22 protein-coding genes and 1 tRNA gene are annotated in these 16350 nt (G+C 65.6%); 11 read left to right on the plus strand and 12 right to left on the minus strand.

Annotation, left to right across the window (positions count from 1 at the left end; genetic code table 11):
• The first annotated feature begins 13 nt into the window (after positions 1-13).
• Positions 14-84, plus strand: a tRNA-Gly gene (locus DL990_RS02175).
• Positions 85-167: 83 nt separating this feature from the next.
• On the opposite strand, the gene DL990_RS02180 is transcribed toward DL990_RS02175, so the two are convergent.
• The 3 genes from DL990_RS02180 to DL990_RS02190 all read right to left on the minus strand — a co-directional run bounded on the left by DL990_RS02180 (position 168) and on the right by DL990_RS02190 (position 1473).
• Positions 168-491, minus strand: a complete 324-nt coding sequence (locus DL990_RS02180; protein ID WP_233620361.1) for an AMED_5909 family protein — start codon at positions 489-491, stop codon at positions 168-170.
• Positions 469-717: a hypothetical protein gene (locus tag DL990_RS02185; RefSeq protein ID WP_125797945.1), complete on the minus strand. Its 249-nt coding sequence runs from the start codon at positions 715-717 to the stop codon at positions 469-471. Before DL990_RS02185 ends, DL990_RS02180 begins: the two co-directional genes overlap by 23 nt.
• Positions 718-1020: 303 nt before the next feature.
• Positions 1021-1473, minus strand: coding sequence for a hypothetical protein (locus DL990_RS02190; protein WP_125797734.1), 453 nt, complete (start codon positions 1471-1473; stop codon positions 1021-1023).
• Between the two features lie 167 nt (positions 1474-1640).
• On the opposite strand from DL990_RS02190, the gene DL990_RS02195 reads away from it, so the two are divergent.
• Together DL990_RS02195 and DL990_RS02200 are read left to right on the plus strand one after the other, a co-directional pair.
• A complete protein-coding gene (locus DL990_RS02195) occupies positions 1641-2408 on the plus strand; it encodes a GntR family transcriptional regulator (protein ID WP_125797735.1) in 768 nt (255 codons plus the stop codon).
• A 13-nt stretch (positions 2409-2421) separates the two neighbouring features.
• Positions 2422-3084 (plus strand): YdcF family protein, encoded by a 663-nt coding sequence (locus DL990_RS02200; RefSeq protein WP_125797736.1) that lies wholly within the window; start codon positions 2422-2424, stop codon positions 3082-3084.
• A gap of 249 nt (positions 3085-3333) precedes the next feature.
• On the opposite strand, the gene DL990_RS02205 is transcribed toward DL990_RS02200, so the two are convergent.
• Positions 3334-4791 (minus strand): hypothetical protein, encoded by a 1458-nt coding sequence (locus DL990_RS02205; protein ID WP_125797737.1) that lies wholly within the window; start codon positions 4789-4791, stop codon positions 3334-3336.
• A gap of 1058 nt (positions 4792-5849) precedes the next feature.
• On the opposite strand from DL990_RS02205, the gene DL990_RS02210 reads away from it, so the two are divergent.
• From DL990_RS02210 to DL990_RS02220, 3 genes are read left to right on the plus strand one after another with little or no spacing between them, the layout of a single operon-like run.
• Positions 5850-6374, plus strand: coding sequence for a hypothetical protein (locus tag DL990_RS02210; protein ID WP_125797738.1), 525 nt, complete (start codon positions 5850-5852; stop codon positions 6372-6374).
• A 14-nt stretch (positions 6375-6388) separates the two neighbouring features.
• Positions 6389-6877, plus strand: a complete 489-nt coding sequence (locus tag DL990_RS02215) for a GNAT family N-acetyltransferase (RefSeq protein ID WP_125797739.1) — start codon at positions 6389-6391, stop codon at positions 6875-6877.
• 5 nt (positions 6878-6882) lie between these two features.
• Complete coding sequence (locus DL990_RS02220; RefSeq protein WP_125797740.1) at positions 6883-7260, plus strand: hypothetical protein; 378 nt, start codon at positions 6883-6885, stop codon at positions 7258-7260.
• On the opposite strand, the gene DL990_RS02225 is transcribed toward DL990_RS02220, so the two are convergent.
• Positions 7257-7910: a hypothetical protein gene (locus DL990_RS02225; RefSeq protein WP_125797741.1), complete on the minus strand. Its 654-nt coding sequence runs from the start codon at positions 7908-7910 to the stop codon at positions 7257-7259. The two genes, DL990_RS02220 and DL990_RS02225, sit on opposite strands and share 4 nt — an antisense overlap.
• 61 nt (positions 7911-7971) lie before the next feature.
• Entirely contained in the window at positions 7972-8373 is a 402-nt protein-coding gene (locus DL990_RS02230) for a DUF4279 domain-containing protein (protein ID WP_125779830.1), read from the minus strand.
• Positions 8374-8409: 36 nt separating this feature from the next.
• Between DL990_RS02230 and DL990_RS02235 the strand changes: the two genes are divergently transcribed.
• Together DL990_RS02235 and DL990_RS02240 are read left to right on the plus strand one after the other, a co-directional pair.
• Positions 8410-8802: a pyridoxamine 5'-phosphate oxidase family protein gene (locus DL990_RS02235; RefSeq protein ID WP_125797742.1), complete on the plus strand. Its 393-nt coding sequence runs from the start codon at positions 8410-8412 to the stop codon at positions 8800-8802.
• A 35-nt stretch (positions 8803-8837) separates the two neighbouring features.
• Entirely contained in the window at positions 8838-9365 is a 528-nt protein-coding gene (locus DL990_RS02240) for a GNAT family N-acetyltransferase (RefSeq protein WP_125797743.1), read from the plus strand.
• On the opposite strand, the gene DL990_RS02245 is transcribed toward DL990_RS02240, so the two are convergent.
• From DL990_RS02245 to DL990_RS02260, 4 genes are all read right to left on the minus strand, one after another.
• Entirely contained in the window at positions 9362-9700 is a 339-nt protein-coding gene (locus DL990_RS02245; protein WP_125779836.1) for an MmcQ/YjbR family DNA-binding protein, read from the minus strand. The two genes, DL990_RS02240 and DL990_RS02245, sit on opposite strands and share 4 nt — an antisense overlap.
• A 110-nt stretch (positions 9701-9810) precedes the next feature.
• Complete coding sequence (locus tag DL990_RS02250; protein ID WP_125797744.1) at positions 9811-11496, minus strand: bifunctional UDP-sugar hydrolase/5'-nucleotidase; 1686 nt, start codon at positions 11494-11496, stop codon at positions 9811-9813.
• A gap of 106 nt (positions 11497-11602) precedes the next feature.
• Positions 11603-12388, minus strand: coding sequence for an alpha/beta fold hydrolase (locus DL990_RS02255; protein ID WP_125779840.1), 786 nt, complete (start codon positions 12386-12388; stop codon positions 11603-11605).
• 14 nt (positions 12389-12402) lie between these two features.
• The gene (locus DL990_RS02260) at positions 12403-12891 is read right to left on the minus strand and encodes a GNAT family N-acetyltransferase (RefSeq protein ID WP_125797745.1); all 489 of its coding nucleotides are present in this window, start codon (positions 12889-12891) and stop codon (positions 12403-12405) included.
• Positions 12892-13041: 150 nt separating this feature from the next.
• Between DL990_RS02260 and DL990_RS02265 the strand changes: the two genes are divergently transcribed.
• Positions 13042-13689 carry a VanZ family protein gene (locus tag DL990_RS02265; protein ID WP_125797746.1) on the plus strand — a complete coding sequence of 216 codons (648 nt, stop codon included), beginning with the start codon at positions 13042-13044 and terminating at the stop codon, positions 13687-13689.
• On the opposite strand, the gene DL990_RS41410 is transcribed toward DL990_RS02265, so the two are convergent.
• Positions 13630-13806, minus strand: a complete 177-nt coding sequence (locus DL990_RS41410; protein ID WP_199746188.1) for a hypothetical protein — start codon at positions 13804-13806, stop codon at positions 13630-13632. The two genes, DL990_RS02265 and DL990_RS41410, sit on opposite strands and share 60 nt — an antisense overlap.
• A 97-nt stretch (positions 13807-13903) precedes the next feature.
• Positions 13904-14557, minus strand: coding sequence for a bifunctional 2-polyprenyl-6-hydroxyphenol methylase/3-demethylubiquinol 3-O-methyltransferase UbiG (locus DL990_RS02270; protein ID WP_125779845.1), 654 nt, complete (start codon positions 14555-14557; stop codon positions 13904-13906).
• Positions 14558-14585: 28 nt separating this feature from the next.
• On the opposite strand from DL990_RS02270, the gene mug reads away from it, so the two are divergent.
• Entirely contained in the window at positions 14586-15152 is a 567-nt protein-coding gene (gene mug / locus DL990_RS02275; protein WP_125779847.1) for a G/U mismatch-specific DNA glycosylase, read from the plus strand.
• A gap of 282 nt (positions 15153-15434) precedes the next feature.
• Complete coding sequence (locus tag DL990_RS02280) at positions 15435-16235, plus strand: response regulator transcription factor (protein ID WP_125779849.1); 801 nt, start codon at positions 15435-15437, stop codon at positions 16233-16235.
• Positions 16236-16350: the final 115 nt, after the last annotated feature.

Below are 16350 nucleotides of genomic sequence, written 5' to 3' on the forward strand. Positions count from 1 at the left end.
CTGGCCGAGCACTGCGGATGTAGTTCAATGGTAGAACATCAGCTTCCCAAGCTGAATACGCGGGTTCGATTCCCGTCATCCGCTCTCATGCGAAAGCCCCAGGTCAGTGGATGTCCACTTAGGACCTGGGGCTTTCGCTTTGCCTGGCCGATCTTCCGGCTGTGCCATCAGCCGGCCGGTATCGGCCGGCTGACCTGACCTTCGCCATCGCCCGGAGTCCCGCCCTTGTGGTCGCGGTTGACGAGCTTGGACTGCCGGTCCGCGATCTGCGCGGCCACCTCCTCCGCCTTCCGCTCCTCATAGCCCACCCAGTAACGAAGTTCGTGGTGGTGCCCTCGGTCCACATCGGACACCGCGCGGTACATGCGCGCGTTTGCCTGATGGAACTTCAGCCACGTCTCCAGGTTCGACCCCGGCTTCGGCCTGCGGGCCGAGGCGACAGCGTGCGCGTCCTTCAGCGTCTGTGGCTCATTCTCGCCGGGCGCCGTCATCACGCGCTGCCTTGTGCTTGTCGAGGAACACGGCCAATTGGTCCGCGCTGTCGCGGATTTGGCGTAGGAGCCGGACGAACTCCGGCCACTCGGCCGGGCCGGACGGCGACAGGATCGCCAGGCTGTCCGGATCCAGGTAGATCACCAGTGCCGGATTCGCCGAACCATTGCCCTGCATCCCCGCGACCGCCTGCCGTCCCGGCTTCCACATCGCGTTGAACGCCACGGCCTTGCCCCTCCTCGCCGTGAGCACGAATCTCCCACGACAGCGCGTTCTCCTCGAACCCCTCGGCCGCCGCCGTCACCGCCGCCAGCACCCACCAGGGCAACTGGCCCTGCGTTGCCAGATCCCGCCACGCCGACGCCACCGCGAAGGAAGCGACCGCCATGTCATGCGCCGCCAGAGCATCCCCACCTTGCGCGGTCCGCTGCGTCATCGCGCCATAGTGGCGATACGCCGTCTCCCAGCTCTGGACCAGGTGCGGTGGAACCACGGCCACGCCCTGACTGCCAGGCACCCAGCCCGTCATCACGCCGCCTTGAACGTGGACTCGGCAGCACTGGAGGTCCTGCCAGACTTCGACCCGCCACCCGATGCAGCGGCCTTGAAGCCAGTCGCACGAAATACGTAGGACTGGTACTTGAACTCGCCCTGACCAGCCACCTTCGGCTCAGCAGTCAAGCCCTCCAGCTCGATCGGCCGCCTACCCCGCAGAACCTCCGACGTCGTCGGCGCCGGCTGCACATTTGCCAGGAACGTGACGTCGCGCTTGGAGTTGGCCTCGCCCGGGTCGGTGACCGTGGCCTTCCACTGACGCTTGCCCGTCACTTCGTCGACCCGCTGACGAACAGGTCGGCCAGCGGACCGGTCTTCACGCGACTGGTACTCGTTGTCCGGCGCGACCTCTCCGACCATCACCAGCCCCAGCGGGAACGCGGCATCAAAGTCGATCTCGAAACGGTGCCCCTTGGCGATCGCCATGTCGTCTGTCTCCTGTCGTCTCTGGAGCCCTACCGGGCTCGCACTTCTTAGAGGTAGTCCTATTAAGCGCTTCACCACGCAAGTTGTCAATAGAACTATCTCTATTGCGCTCCGTAGACCATGATGGGTGATACCGCTAGCGTTATTGACCGACGAAGGAGGACCAGGTGGGCACTGGGTACCGCGAGCTGGCCGCGATCCTGCGAGACGCGATCCAGCGGGGCGACTACGCCCCGGACACCACGCTGCCCAAGCAAGACGAGCTTGCCGACGAGTACGACGTCAACGTCAACACCGTCCGCAAGGCCGTTGGAGTCCTTGAAGCCGAAGGGCTGGTGACGCCGATCAGGCGACGCGGGACCGTCGTCCGGGCTCGACCGCCCATGAAGCGCTTGGGCAAGGACCGGTACGCGAAGAGCAAGTGGAAGTACGGCGACACCGTCGCCTTCGTCGCAGACCGCGAAGCTTCCGGCCGCGACTGGAAACCGACTGACCAGACGCAGACCGTCGCCAAGGTCGAAGCTGACCGAGAAGTCGCGGACGCCCTCGGCGTCATGGTCGGGTCACCGGTCTACGAGCGGGCACGACTGGTCACGGACGCCGGCCAGCCCACCCACATGCTGACCAGTTACTACCGGCCCGCCGACGTCGAAGGCACCCCCATCGTCGACCCGAGCCCCGGTCCAGCGGGACGAGGTGGCGGGTTCCTGGTCCTCACCCTGCAAGGCCTTGAGCCGGACACCATGACCGAGACCTTCTACGCGCGGATGCCGACGCCCGACGAGGCCGAACAGCTCGAACTCCCCGCAGGTGAACCCGTCATGGTCCTACAACGCCGCACGTACACCGAAGGCGGCCGCGTGGTCGAATTCGCACGAGGCGTACACGCCGCAAGCCGGTTCTCCTGGACCTACACTTTCAAGATCCCCGACTGACCCCGGAGACCCTATGCCCGAGCGCTCGACCGCCCTGCCGGACAACCTCCGCGCCGACGTCCAGACGCTCTGGGACTACCACGACATGCACCACGAACTCCGGCCCGCCGATGTCGGGGTCGGACTCGGTAGTCACGATCTCGGGGTCGCGACCTTCACCGCGGAACTGTTCCACGCTGGGATGTTCCCGCTCATCGCCTTCACCGGGGCCAACGCGCCGACGACTGTCGAACGGTTTCCTCGCGGCGAGGCAGTGCACTACCGCGAACATGCGCTTGAGCTGGGCGTACCGGATGACGCCATCTGGGTCGAGCCCGAGGCGCGCAACACTGGGGACAACATCACGCTCACGCGGAAGCTCCTGGAGTCACGCGGCATCGAGGTCGGATCGGTCGTCCTCATCTCTCGGCCATATCAGCAGCGGCGCGCGTACGCGACCTGCAAGAAGCTGTGGCCGGAGGTCGACGTCATCTGCGCTTCGCGGCCGCTGCCGTTGGACGAGTACATCGAGAGCATCGGTGACGTGGACCGCGTCATCAACATGCTGGTCGGCGACACCCAGCGCATCACGGTCTATGCCGAGAAAGGCTTCGCTATCGAACAGCGAATCCCGGCCAACGTAGTTAGCTCCCTTAAGGAGCTAACTAAATCGGGATACACGAAACGCCTAGTCTGATTGCTCGAATCAAAACCGCAGACTGCGATACCACCATAAGTCTCCTGACTGGAATAATTTACTCGCCGGGCTCATCAAGACGTTTCACCTGTACAACTATGGCAGATTTAAGTGATCGAACCACCTGCTTGTCTTTGATAAAGACGAAGAATTGTCCTTCAATCCTATACGAGTCTGCCTCTACAATATCATCGAGACCGGAACGACCGGTGCTGTAGAGCACTGCAAATTTAGCCATCTCGCCTCCCGCTAGCTTCTGATCTTCGACGCCGAGGGCTTGTTGTAATTTCTGGCATCAACAAATATTGGCTCGATCTCTACATCCTTTGCCTCAGAAAGCGCTTTGCATGTGTCACGGACCCGTTTGAGCCTCTCTTCTTCAAAGTCTTGATCCATGAATCCAACACACAGATAGAACCCGCCTTCAATTTTCTCCGATTTGAGATATTGAGGAAGCTGTTTCGATGCGCCAGAGAAGAACTGCGTACTCTTAATCAGCTTTATCTCCGCGAGCGCACGCTTCGTCCACCCCGCAGAGAATTTGAAATCTACTGGGCCACGTCCAATATTTACTTCGCGAGAAATGTCTACATCGACAGCCCGACACTGCGAGACCCACATACAGGATGCAACAGCCTGAACGATCTTTTCGGGACGATGCTTAGTTAGATCATCGCTCCACAAAACCTTCCACAAGTCAGTTTGCTCAACGGCATCCTTGAACTCGACCATCAAGCCTCTGACCCAAGTCAAAAAGCCATCCTCTCCGGCTGGTTGTTCCAGGTTTCGCCCAGTCGCCTCAGCCGCATTTCGACCCGCCTCCGCCCAACCCACAAGGAGTTTTGGGTCATTGTCGACGTCGTAAGGCTCGTGATCCTCTTCCGCCTTCTCGTCGAGATAGCGAAACGCCATTTCGGGTTCCCTGCGCGCCACATGGCGTCCTTCAGCAATCTTTTCGCTCTTACTCAAACTCTCCGCAAGATCGTAGTTCAAGTCATCCCGAAGAACCCTTCCCTCGTTTACTTCAGCCCAGGACCAAAACCCGTCTGGCGTAACGATCGGAATATCCTTCAAAAAACGTGTTGGACATAGAATGACACCTCTATTAGTGGCAGGGTTCTTTGGAAGCATCACATTGGCGTCAACCCATCTCCCCGTCGCCCTGCTCCAATCAGCGTGCTTTACTCGAACCGAAGTGACATCTATCGCATGCCTGTCTACAATCTTCAACGTGTACTTGATGAAACGCTGCTTGACAACGTTACAGAACAAATCACTAATTCGATCAACGCCCATTCCGTCACAGAATAGCGCGAACGCCTCTACGTACTTCACGGTATCAATCGAATGACGGCGAAGAATATCGAGAGCGTCTGCCATGCGAAATGCGAAGTCGCGTCCAGTTCCCGACCCTAGGGGGTGCCCCATCGATAACCCAAAGACGAATTCACTCGGTTCAGGAAACATGAGCATACGCTCCGCTTTGCCCCAGTGAGCAGAGTTATGATTTCCATTTGCCTTGCGAACATAATCGAGCGCGATGCCGAAGAACTTCACAACTTCGTCGTGCGTATCCGACCAAAATTCGTCATCATCCTCGAACACGAGAAATGGATCTACGTAGAGCGGGGTATCCTCGGTGACCTCGACGTCAAACCAATCGTCGTCAGCATCTGGCGTGATGCCAAATTCTTCCGTGAATCTCATGCTTGACTCCGTGGTCCCGTTGCGGCGGCCCCGAACCAGCGTCGACGCCTACACAAGGTCAGCACATGCAGTCCGATTTGTCGCCAACGACACGCGGCACATTTCGCGAATTGTCGTGCAGCGAACCAAGGAGAGTGCGGAGCATGACGATCACGGCACACTAGTCCATCCGGATGGAGACGTAAGTCAAGTTCAACAACGAGTCGTTGGAGCTGACTGCTGGACCTGATAATGGACGCACTCGACAGGCTGGAGGTACTTCAGGTGAGCGACGACCCAATGCTCGGACCAGGCCGCCACGAGACACAGGCGCTGGCGGCCCTTGGAAGCAACAAGCTAGCCGACGCACATGTTCACGCCCTGCTGGCGATAGCCTCTGCCCTCAACCGTCTCGCCGCAGCTCAAGAATTCGCCGCCAACGAGGCGGCAAACAGCTGTCGAGCACACTGACGCGCCCGGCTCCAACCCGCGTCTGCTGCCGAACTTGGCTCTATGGGATCAAGGCGCCGCCAGCGGCGGCGCGCACGTCACCGCTCGTACGGCGGGCTTCGCCCCATGGGCGGACGCCGGCCTCCCGCTCTGCTCCGGCAGGCGCCGCCGGGCGAGCCCGCCGACGAGGCAGCACCGCACAGCGCGCCGCCGCCACTGGAGACCCATGGAGCACGACGCCAGATCACCCGACCCACCTGACCGCGTGGCAGTGGTCAGGTGGGTGTCCCTCGCGGAGCGAACAGGCACAAAGACACAGGTGGGGACGGGGCGCGTTGGGCCATTAATGGGCCATTCAGAGGGGTCAACCACGGTCAATCGCGGCAACCCCGAGCAAGCGCCGTCCGCAGCTCAGGGGCACTTTCCAGCATGATCACCCTGCTTCCCAAGCTGAATACGCGGGTTCGATTCCCGTCATCCGCTCTCACGAGAAGCCCCAGGTCAGTGGGTGTCCACTTTAGACTTGAGGCTTTCGCTTTGTCTGCTCATCGGCTCTCGCGTGCCATTAATGGGCCGTTAGCCGATCCGTTCGGGACTCCTCCCCCAACCCCGCTGTTACCTTCTCGCGCATGGGGAGAAAAGCGCACGACAGCACGGCGGCCGTCGTGTTGACCGGTCTGTTGGCGGCACTGATCCTCCCGCTGGTGCTGGTCGGCGTGGTCTTCCTCCTCATCGGCTTGAACGCGGGCAGCGGGCCGGGGCCGTACACCGTCGTTTTCGCCAAGGCGGGCGAGGAATGCGGGGCGACCGGGCAGTATCTCGACGCGTCCACTGGCGAGCCGTTGAGGTGCATGGGTCCTGGGCTGCTCCGGACGTCCGCAGTGGAGTTTCCCGGTTTCTCCGCTGAGCAGAACGACGAGGTTCGCCGTTGGCTGACCACGTTGGCGGAGGATGGCGATCTGAGCGTCTTCGACCACCGGTCGGTCCAGGCCAGAATCGACGGGATCGCGGCCGGATTGCCGCCGGGAACGCGGGTCGAGCGGGAATCCCGCTCGACGGAGGTTGGGATCGGCGCGGCCTTGACCGGGGCCGGACTGGTCTTGGGTTCCGGCTTCGCCTGGCGATGGCACCGGAACCGCCGGGCCGGTTTTTGACTACGGTGCCGGACATGGAGATCCGGGAGTTCACCGAAGACGACTGGGTACAGGTCTGGCCGATCGTGCGCGAAGTCGTGCGGGCGGCGGACACGTACACCTACGACCCGGACCTCACCGAAGAAGCCGCGCGCGGGACCTGGGTGCAGACACCGCCAGGCCGGACGGTGGTGGCGGTCGAGAACGGCCGCGTGCTCGGCACGGCCAAGACGGGTCCGAACCACGGCGGACCTGGGTCGCATATCGCGACGGCCAGTTTCATGGTGGACAAGGACTTGCGCGGCAAGGGTGTCGGCAGTGCGCTGTGCACGCATGTCCTGGAATGGGCCAAGGAACAGGGTTTCGCGGGTATGCAGTTCAACGCGGTCGCCGAATCGAACGTCGCCGGGATCCGGGTCTACGAGCGGCTCGGGTTCAAGATCGTCGGGACGGTGCCGGGTGCGTTCGAGCATCCGACGCTGGGGCGCATCGGGCTGCACGTCATGTACTGCGACTTCGGCTGAAGACCATGGGGAGAGCCGTGAACGAGAAGGTCAAGAGACGCGCGACCACAGCGATAGTCGCCGGAGTAGCGGTCGCCGTCACGGCGACCTGGCTGCTGAACCGCGACGTCCGGCCAACCACCGTCGAAGGCTGGGCGTGGCCGAACTCGGCCGGAAACACGGTTTGGCTCACCGAGACACCCGACGGCAACTCGAAGGGCGACGGCTTCATCCTGGCGGGCGCCCGGTGGACCAGCGCCGACAACCTCTGGCGTGATGGTTCATCAGGGCCTACCTGCGTCGGCACGAACACCATGGCCGCCACCCATGTCCGCCTCGGAGTTGTCGATGTCCAAGCCGACGGGATGTCGTGGCGCCACGCCGTCTGGCTTCGCTGCCTCTAGCCTTCGACGAGTTCCCAGGGGGCGTCGGCGCTCGGCCGGTCGTACACCTGGCCGGGCGCGGCGCTCAGCACCAGCGCGACATCCGGGTACAGGGTGACGGCGTGCTCCATTTCGAGGGCTTCGACCTCGAAGTCCTCGTTCTCCGGCACCGCGAAGCCGACGAGCAGCCAGCTGCCGTCGGCCTCGCGCACGACCTGGCGCACGGCGCGGGCCGGGGCGGCGGGGTCGGCGGAGATCTCGGCGAGTTCGGTGCTCACCTGGACTTCTTCCAGCGGCGAGCCCGGATGCGTCCACGCGGCGAGGCGGGCGGCGCGCACCAGGAGGTCTTCCTCGTCGTCATCCGAATCGGCGACGGAGCTCAGCAGCCACGTGCGCCGTTCCTGGTCCCAGTCGGCGGCCATGCCGGTGGGGAGGCCGGCGAGCGCGACGAGTTCGGGGATGAGCTCCACCGCTTCCCGCAGCGGCAGCGCGCCGAACGCGTCGCGGTTGAGGTCCATGTCCTCGGAGAACTCGTTGCCGTCGCTGATGAACCAGTCACCGTCGTCGTCCAGTACGACGAACGCGAGGTTCGACGGATCGTCCACCAGCGACCGGGAGATGATCACCGGCGATTCGGGATCCTGACGCAGCGGCCAGTTCTCGCTCGACATGCTGGGCTCCCAACGGGGTTGTCCGGCTGTGGGGCCCCATCCCACCATGACCGCCGGAAGGTCATTCGCTGAGGTCGTACTCGTCGACGTCGAGCGCGGCGGCGGCTTCGGTGAGGAACGCGAGCACGGCGGGCGAGAGGTGCCAGCCGAATTCCTCGCCGCCGTCGCGGTGGTGGAAGTAGCGCACCACTTGCAGCACCGCGCTCGCTCCTTCGTCCACCAGTTTCCGGATCCCCGGGCGGACCGGGGCGAGCCTGCCGATCACGCTCTCGATCTGGTCGTCGACCGGTTCCGAACCGCGATGCGTCACCTTCCAGGCGTGCATCCGCGGCAAGCGGTGTTCGGCGGACCGCGAACCCAGCACCAGTACCTCGTCGGGCGCCATGCCGAGCCGCGCGGTGATCTCCCCGGCGGACACGGTTTCGCTCTTCAAGGCGAAGTAGCAGTACTGGTGGACCTTCATACGCCCGGCACCCTAGCTTTCGGGCAGGCTGACCAGGTGAAACGTGATCAATCGCTTATCGAACGTCTCGCGCGGGAGCGCAACACGTGGTTGTGCACGCTCCGCGCGGACGGTTCGCCGCACGTCACGCCGGTGTGGTTCGTATATCTCGACGACGTCTTCTGGATCGGCAGCGGCGAGCGGAACGTGAAGGTGCGCAACATCGGCACCGATCCGCGCGTCAGCCTCGCGCTGGAAGACGGCGACGCCCCCGCTGTCGCCGAAGGCGTGGCACGCGTCCATCGCGGGGCTCTCCGCGAAGACGTTCTCGCGGCGTTGGCGGCGAAGTACGACGGCTGGGCGGCAGGCGAGGAGATCGAGCCGTTCGGTGCCAGGGTGCTGCTGGAAGTCCCCGTTAAGCGGTGGCTGCTCGCGGGTGTCGCCCAATAGTCTGGAAAGTCCGGATACCGATCTTGGGATGGACGATGCTGACCGGTGAACTGATCCGCTTGCGGCCGCTGGAACCCGAGGACGCGGACACGCTGTGGCGCTGGCACAACGACCCGGAGGTCACCCGCTGGCTGTCCGCGGACCATCCGGAATCCCTCGCCCAGATCCGCGAGCGCTTCGCCCGCCGGAAGCCCAACAGCTTCAGCCAAGTGGACTTCGCGATCGAGAGCCTCGCCGTCGGCACGTTGATCGGCACCTGCACGCTGCGCGACGCCACGCCGGAAGGGGGCCGCGCCGAGCTCGACATCTATCTCGGCGAGAAGGACCACTGGGGCGGCGGCTACGGCACCGACGCCATGCGCACGCTCTGCCGCTACGGCTTCGACATGATGCGGCTGCACCTGATCGCGCTGTGGGTGGTGGTCGACAACGAGGCCGCGATCCACGTCTACAAGAAGCTCGGGTTCCAGGTGGACGGCAGGCATCGGCAGTCGTTCCGCGGCCAGAACGGCCAGTGGCACGACGAGTACCTGATGAGCCTGCTCGAAGGGGAACTCCGCTAGTCGTTCAGTCCTTTCGTGAGCCTGGCGGGTGCCTTCATCCGCCAGGCTTCTTCGATGAGCTCACGCAGCTGCGTCTTCTCGACCTTCTCCAGATCGACGAGGATCGCGCCGTAGCCGTCGTAATGCGGCGTGGTGAAGTACGCGGGGTCGCCGGAGGCCAGCAGTGCCTCCTTCTCCGCGTGCTCGCACAGCAGCATCAGCCCGCCCTCGGCCTCGGTGCGCAGGCGGGCGAAGCTCTTGCCCGCGACCTTGAGCGACGGCGTGCGGTACGAAGTGGACTCCTCGACCTCCGGCAGCCTGCCCGCCAGTGCCACGACTTCTTCCCAGGTCGTCATGGCGGCCATTGTGCCCTGGGTCACTGACAAAACCACCCCTGTAGACGCAAGGAACGGTCCGTTCCTTGCGAAATTTGCAAGGAACGGACCGTTCATGGCACTCGCGGGAGCTACGGCAGCACGGTGATCCGGTCCGCGGCGGGCGGCGCGATGCCCGGGTGCGCCCCGAAGTACGCGATCAGCGCGTCCAGGTCCACCGGACCACCTGAAAGATTGGTCCCCTTGGTGAACTCGGTGAAGCCGTCCCCGCCGGCGGCGAGGAAGTTGTTCACCGAGACGCGGTACGACGCCGCCGGGTCGATCGGCGTGCCGTTGAGCGTCAGGTTCGAGATACGCGCGCCCTGGGCGGCCGACGCCGAGTACGAGTACTTCAGCGACTTCGAGATCTGCAGGATCCGCACGACACCGTTGGCCTGCCACTGCTGTTCGAGCACGTTCTTCAGATCCGCCCCGGTGAGCGTGATCGTCTGCATGATGTTCGCGAACGGTTGCACGGCGAACGCCTCGCCATAGGTCACCACGCCGTCGCCTTCGCCGGCGGGCGAGGACAGGTGGGTGAAGTCCGTGCGGATGCCGCCCGGGTTCGTCATGGCGATCTGCGCGCCGTTCGACTGCGTGGCCTCGAGCTGGGCGTCGGCGATGACGTCGCCCAGCGGGGACTCACCGGAGGCCGCGCCCTTGGCGATCAGGTCGGCGGTGATCGTGCCGACGGCCTTGTTCGCGATCGGTGCGGCCTTGGTCTTCGCCTCGTCGATCAGGTCCTGCACGGCGCGGTCGGGCGTGACGTCGCGGGTGACGATCTGGTTGTGCGCCTTGGTCTCGTCACGCACGACGTCGCGGGTCCGGCGGTCGATCTTCAGGTCGACGACCGAAAGCAGGCGGCCGAACGACGCGCCCTGGATCACCGGGCGGGGTTTGCCGTCGGGGTCGGCGAGCGCGCAGTTGTACTGCTGGTGGCTGTGCCCGGTGAAGATGGCGTCCACTTTGGACGTCACCTGCCGCGCGATCGCGGTCGCCGCGCCCGGCTTGACCTTGCATTCGTCCGGACCGGCGGTCTCGGAGTTGTCGCCCTGGTGCAGCAGCACGACCTGTGCCTTGACGCCGAAGAGGTCGAGCAGCTTCGCGGTGCGGTCGATCGCCTCGACCTCTTCGCCGAACTTCAGGCCCTTGATCGCCTCCGGGGTGACGACCTGCGGCAGATCCTTCAGCGTCGCGCCGATGACGCCGATCGGGACACCGCCGGAGAACTCGATGCTGAACGGCAGCAAAGCCGGGATGCCGTTCTCGTAGTACACATTGGACCCGAGGAAGGGGAAGTTCGCGCCCTTGAAGGACTTCCGGAACTGGCAGCCGTCGGTTTCGTGGCAGCCGCCGTGCTGCATCCGGCGGAGCTCCTTCAGCCCCTCGTCGAATTCGTGGTTGCCGACCACGGAAGCCCGCACGCCGAGCTGGTTCAGCAGTTCGACGGTCGGCTCGTCGTGGAACAACGCCGAGATCACCGGCGACGCGCCGATGCTGTCACCGGCCGAGAGGACGACCGAGTTGGCCGCTTCGCCGCGGAGCTTCTTCAGGTGCGTCGCGAGGTAGGCGGCACCGCCCGCGTTGACGGTCCCGCCGCCGGGCAGCGTGACCCTGCCGCTCGAACCGGACGGCGGTTCGAGGTTGCCGTGCAGGTCGTTGAACGTGATGATCCGGACGTCGGTGGTCGCCGACGCGGCGGACGCGGGCGCGGCGACGGCGGCCAGCGCGGTCAGCGCGGCACCGGTGACGACGGCCAGCCGGGTAGAGAGCTTCATTCTTCCTCCGATTCGCGCCCGAACGTCCCCATCGGGCGCACGGCGGAGGAGTCTGCCTGGCGAGTTTGACGATCACCAGAGGAAATAGTCGGACGATAGGCAAACGTCACATGGCGCGTGAACCGTTCAGAAGTACCCGCGCCACCAGCTCGGGCTCGTCGTTCATCGGCACGTGCCCGCAGCCGCGCAACACCAGCAGCTCGGCCTTCGGCGCGATGCGGCGCAGCTCGGCGGCCTTCGGACGGGCGAGGATGCGATCGCGTTCCGCCCACGCGATGGTCACCGGGACGTCCTGGACGACGCCGTCGAACCGGAAGCCGCCGCGGGCCTGCGCCAGCGTCGGCCGGAAGCCGGGGCAGCCGGCGAGCGCGCGGATGTCCTCCAGCACGACCTGCGTGGTGAGCCGGTCCGGGCGGCCGACGATCATGCCGGTCAGCATCGACCGGCCCGCCGGTGTCGCGGCGAGGCGCCGGGCGGTGCGTTCGGGGATGCGCTCGGCCAGCAGTCGGTGGGTGCGCAGCATGCTCAGCGCGTATCGCTGCTGCCGCGGCGTCCACAACCCGGCCGGGGACAACGCCGTCACGCTGCGGACGAGACCCGCTTCCCCGAGCGCGAGCGAGAGCAGGCCGCCGAGCGAGTTGCCCGCGACGTGCGGTTTGCCGAGGCCGAGTTCGCCGAAGAACTTCGCGAACATCTCGACAGCGGCCTCGACGCCGTACCCGCCGGAGTGCGGTGCGGATTCGCCGAAGCCGGGCAGGTCGACGGTGATGACGTCGCGGTGCGGGGTGAGCAGGCCGAGCACGGGCGACCAGGCTTGGCGCCGGTGGCCGACCCCGTGGATCAGCACCAACGGCTCACCCTTGCCCGCGCGGTCGAAGACGACGTTGTCCATCCCGCGAGGTTAAGCTATTTACTGCTACCTCCGGTAACAGGTAAATAAAGGCGTTCGCGCCGACGGGTGACGTCGTTCGGCATCGGCTCCAGTTCGCCCGTCGCGATGAACCCGAGTTTCAAATACAGCCGCCGCGCCCGGTCGTTGTCCTCCGCGACGTGCAACCACACTTCACGCGCGCCGTCGGCCTCGGCGGCCGACCGCACCTCATCCATCAGCTTCGTGGCCAGCCCGCGACCGCGCGTTTCGGGCGCGACCCACATCGAATAGAGGATCCAGCCGTCGTCACGCGCCCGCCCGGCGACGAGGCCCACCGGACGGTCTTCGTCGAACGCCGCGAACCAGGCGTCACCCGCCAGCTTCGCGAGCCATTCCTCGTCGGACTGCGCCCGCTCGGCCGCGGCGATCGAGCCGTAGTTCTCGGGGGTGTCCATCAAGGCGCGCAGGCGGATCTCGCGGAAGACGTCGAGGTCCGCGGGAGTGAGCCGTCGAACGAGCAGCATCCGGGCAGACTCCCATGTCGGCGGGCGAAGCGCGGAACGAATATCGCCGATCGGCCAAGATCGGGGTCGGCCACTCGGCCGATCCCGTCCCGGCTGTCGCGGCCCTTCGACCGAAGTGGCGGGGCCTGCCGGATCCATAACGTCAACGGCATGACGAACGCACAGGTCACCGCCCTGCAGTACGGCTTGATCGGCTTCTTCGCACTCTGGGCGACGGCGCTGATCCCGCAGCTGATCATCCTGCATTCGCGGCACGGCCGGGTGCGCCTTCGTCCGGTTCTGACCATGGCCGCCGTGCTGCTCTACGGCAGCATGACGCTGGCGGTGACCTTCCTGCCGATGCCCGGTCCCGGCGTCAAACCGCTGAGCCAGACCGTGCAGCTGAACCCGTTCCAGTGGATCGCCGACATCCACACCGAACTGCTCAAGCACGGGCTGCCCGCCGCCGACTGGTTCACCACGCAGACTTTCCAGCAGGCCACCATGAACGTGCTGCTGTTCGTGCCGCTCGGGTTCTTCGCCAGGACGCTCTGGAAGCGCGGCCTCATCGGCACGACGCTGATCGGTCTCGTCGCTTCGCTGCTGATCGAGATCACGCAGCTCACCGCGAACTTCGGCACCGCGCCCTACGTGTACCGGATCTTCGACGTCGACGATCTGCTCAACAACACCGGCGGCGCGATGCTCGGCTGGATCGCCGGGGCGCTGCTGCTCAGCCTCGTGCGGAAGCCCGCTCCGTCAACGGTCGAGCTTCAGCTTCCGCGCCGCGAGCGAGTCGACCTCGCCCAGATCCGCTAGCCTCGCCTGCCGTCGCTGGGCCGCGCGCCGCGCGGACCGCCGGTCTTCCGCGATCACCAGCACGGTCGCCACCACGAAGATCAACGCGACCACGCCGAGGATGAGCGAGAACTGCAAGACGCCTCCTCGAATACGACCTTGTGTGCGAGATCACAAACAGTACGCACGTCGTGGTGACTTGGCCACCCCTTGCGACGAAAGTGGGTGCCGTGGATCACGCGGGGACGGCCGCGAACCACGTCCGGCCTCCGGTGCACCAGCGCTCGAAGACCAGCCCGGCCTCGGCGAGCGCGGCCTCCAGTGCCGGGAGTTCCAGCCGGCGGCAGGTGAAGGCCTGCGTCCACGAGCGGCCCCCGGCCGAGTATCGAACGACCGCCGACAGCAGATCTCCCTGGTGGACGACCTGTTCGAGCCGGACGTCGACCTCGCCGAGCCTGCCGCCCCGCGCGTCGCGGACCGACTCGAACCACTCCGGCGGATGCCACTCGACGAGCACCCGCCCACCGGGCGCGAGATGCGCGCGGGCGGTGGCCAGGAAGGCCGCGCGATCGGCGTCGGCGGCGGTGTTGACCAGATGGCTGCCGAGCAGCACCACGTCGAAGACCCGATCGAGCCGCAGCTCCTCGATCTTCGAACACACCTTTTCGGCGCGGACATGGGCGAGCATCTCCGGTGAATCGTCCACCGCGACCACCGGATGCCCCAGGTCCAGCAGCGCGTGCGTGACCCGCCCGACGCCGCTGCCGAGCTCCAGGATCGAGGCGCCCTCCGCGACCGTCTCGTGCACGATCCCGGGCTCGCCGGCGGGCGGCAGCAGCCGGTACGCCTCCACCGGACAGCCGTCGACCGTGAACGCCCCTTCGCCCATACCCGCCAGCGTGCCGGAAACTGGCCGGGTGAGGACGAAACCGACCAAGGACGAGCTGGCCGCCGCCTACGGCAGGACCATCGACGACGTCATCGCACCGGATCTGGACGTGCTGTTCTGCGGGATCAACCCCGGTCTCTACTCCGGCGCGCTCGGCCTGCACTTCGCCAGGCCGGGGAACCGGTTCTGGCCCGCGCTGTACCGCGGCGGTTTCACCCCGCGCCTGCTCGACCCCAGCGAGCAGGAGGAGTTGCTCGAACTCGGCCTCGGCATCACCAACGTCGTCGCGCGGACGACGGCGCGGGCCGACGAGCTGACTCCGGACGAGTTCCGCGAAGGCGGACGGCTTCTCGTGGCGAGGGTCGCCGAATACCGGCCACGCTGGCTGGCCGTCGTGGGGATCACGGCGTTCCGGGCCGCGTTCGGCTTGCCGAAGGCGAAGGTCGGCCCGCAGGACGCCGAGATCGGCGGGGCGCGGGTCTGGGTACTGCCCAATCCGAGCGGGCTGAACGCGCATTGGACGCCCGCGGCGCTCGGGGACGAGTTCGGCCGGCTCTTTGATCAAGCACGGTGCCCCGAAGTCCACTCTGAGTAGCGAACACGCCAAGATCTACCCTCGTCACGCTCGTTCGAGGCAGAGATCCACGACCAGCTGATACGCAGAGTTTGCTGCGACGAGTCGATACATCTATGAGGGGGATATCGCGTCACGTGCACCGACCTGCTGACTCGTAATAGTTACGAGGTGTCATCTCTGTCCGGTCCCGCAGGGGGGACCGGTTGACGAGGGTGACCACGCCGGGGGGCGGTGGTCACCGAATGGGCTTTCGAGTCCTCTCGTCCGGAGATGGCGGGCAGGAAAACGGAGGGGTCCGTGATGCGAAGCATCGAGCCGAACCGAACGCAGGCCGGGAGGCCTGGTGGCCTGTCACCAGGCGGCCGAGGCCTCGGCGTGGCCGCCGTCGATCCGATCCCGGTCTTCTGCGAGGGACTGAGTTCGCTGGTCCACCGCACGCCGGGGTTGCAGTGGCTCGGGCACGCGTCGAGCCACCACGCCGCGCTCCAGCTGTGCGAGCAGCTCAAACCGGACGTCATCGTGCTGGATTCGGCGCTCGACCCGAACTGCCATCTGTCCCGGCTGCTCAGCGGCGGCGATCCGGCGCTGGTCATCATCACGCTGGTCAGAGACAGCAACCGCACGCAGCAATACCTCGCCGCGGCGATCGCGGCCGGCGTGCACGCGATCGTGCCGAGGGCGACCGACGGACGGCATCTGACCGAGGCGATCCGGCGCGCGCACAGCGACCGCCGGTACATCGACCCGACGCTGGCGGCACTGACCGCCCGGCCGAAACGCCAGCCCGTGCTCCCGAAGCCGGGCGACGCCCCCAAGCCCGCGGCCGCGCGCGGCCTGATGCCGCTGTCCCGCCGCGAGTACCAGGTCCTGCAACTGGTCGCCGAAGGGCTGGAGAACTCCGGGATCGCGAAGATCCTGTTCCTGTCCGTGGAAACCGTGCGGACCCACGTCAAGAGCATCCTGCGCAAGCTTTCGGCCAGGGACCGGACGCACGCGGTGACCATCGCGTTCCGCTCCGGCATCCTGATCGCCACCCCCGACGACGCGCACACCCCGGCCGATACGACCCCGGCCACTTCGATCGCGCCGTCGACCCGCTGAACCCGCCCGGCCGTAGGCTCCGCTATCGCGGTCGACGGACGCTGAGACCCCCATATTGCTGATTTACACATCACAACAGTGGCCATTCACTTGCCGCCGGTTACCCACAGGTAAT

Source organism: Amycolatopsis sp. WAC 01416 (genome assembly GCF_003947485.1).
Lineage (GTDB): Bacteria > Actinomycetota > Actinomycetes > Mycobacteriales > Pseudonocardiaceae > Amycolatopsis.

What these genes read in the sequence shown, in the direction of transcription:
- DL990_RS02270 (WP_125779845.1), bottom strand. Translation starts at nt 14,557, where the DNA reads ATGGGCGAAGGGGCGTTCACGGTCGACGGCTGTCCGGTGGAGGCGTAC.
- DL990_RS02230 (WP_125779830.1), bottom strand. Translation starts at nt 8,373, where the DNA reads ATGAAGGTCCACCAGTACTGCTACTTCGCCTTGAAGAGCGAAACCGTG.
- DL990_RS02260 (WP_125797745.1), bottom strand. Translation starts at nt 12,891, where the DNA reads ATGCTGCTCGTTCGACGGCTCACTCCCGCGGACCTCGACGTCTTCCGC.
- DL990_RS02210 (WP_125797738.1), top strand. Translation starts at nt 5,850, where the DNA reads ATGGGGAGAAAAGCGCACGACAGCACGGCGGCCGTCGTGTTGACCGGT.
- DL990_RS02180 (WP_233620361.1), bottom strand. Translation starts at nt 491, where the DNA reads ATGACGGCGCCCGGCGAGAATGAGCCACAGACGCTGAAGGACGCGCAC.
- DL990_RS02190 (WP_125797734.1), bottom strand. Translation starts at nt 1,473, where the DNA reads ATGGCGATCGCCAAGGGGCACCGTTTCGAGATCGACTTTGATGCCGCG.
- DL990_RS02225 (WP_125797741.1), bottom strand. Translation starts at nt 7,910, where the DNA reads ATGTCGAGCGAGAACTGGCCGCTGCGTCAGGATCCCGAATCGCCGGTG.
- DL990_RS02245 (WP_125779836.1), bottom strand. Translation starts at nt 9,700, where the DNA reads ATGACGACCTGGGAAGAAGTCGTGGCACTGGCGGGCAGGCTGCCGGAG.
- DL990_RS02250 (WP_125797744.1), bottom strand. Translation starts at nt 11,496, where the DNA reads ATGAAGCTCTCTACCCGGCTGGCCGTCGTCACCGGTGCCGCGCTGACC.
- DL990_RS02215 (WP_125797739.1), top strand. Translation starts at nt 6,389, where the DNA reads ATGGAGATCCGGGAGTTCACCGAAGACGACTGGGTACAGGTCTGGCCG.
- DL990_RS02205 (WP_125797737.1), bottom strand. Translation starts at nt 4,791, where the DNA reads ATGAGATTCACGGAAGAATTTGGCATCACGCCAGATGCTGACGACGAT.
- DL990_RS02220 (WP_125797740.1), top strand. Translation starts at nt 6,883, where the DNA reads ATGGGGAGAGCCGTGAACGAGAAGGTCAAGAGACGCGCGACCACAGCG.
- DL990_RS02240 (WP_125797743.1), top strand. Translation starts at nt 8,838, where the DNA reads ATGCTGACCGGTGAACTGATCCGCTTGCGGCCGCTGGAACCCGAGGAC.
- DL990_RS02280 (WP_125779849.1), top strand. Translation starts at nt 15,435, where the DNA reads ATGCGAAGCATCGAGCCGAACCGAACGCAGGCCGGGAGGCCTGGTGGC.
- DL990_RS02265 (WP_125797746.1), top strand. Translation starts at nt 13,042, where the DNA reads ATGACGAACGCACAGGTCACCGCCCTGCAGTACGGCTTGATCGGCTTC.
- DL990_RS02255 (WP_125779840.1), bottom strand. Translation starts at nt 12,388, where the DNA reads ATGGACAACGTCGTCTTCGACCGCGCGGGCAAGGGTGAGCCGTTGGTG.
- DL990_RS02200 (WP_125797736.1), top strand. Translation starts at nt 2,422, where the DNA reads ATGCCCGAGCGCTCGACCGCCCTGCCGGACAACCTCCGCGCCGACGTC.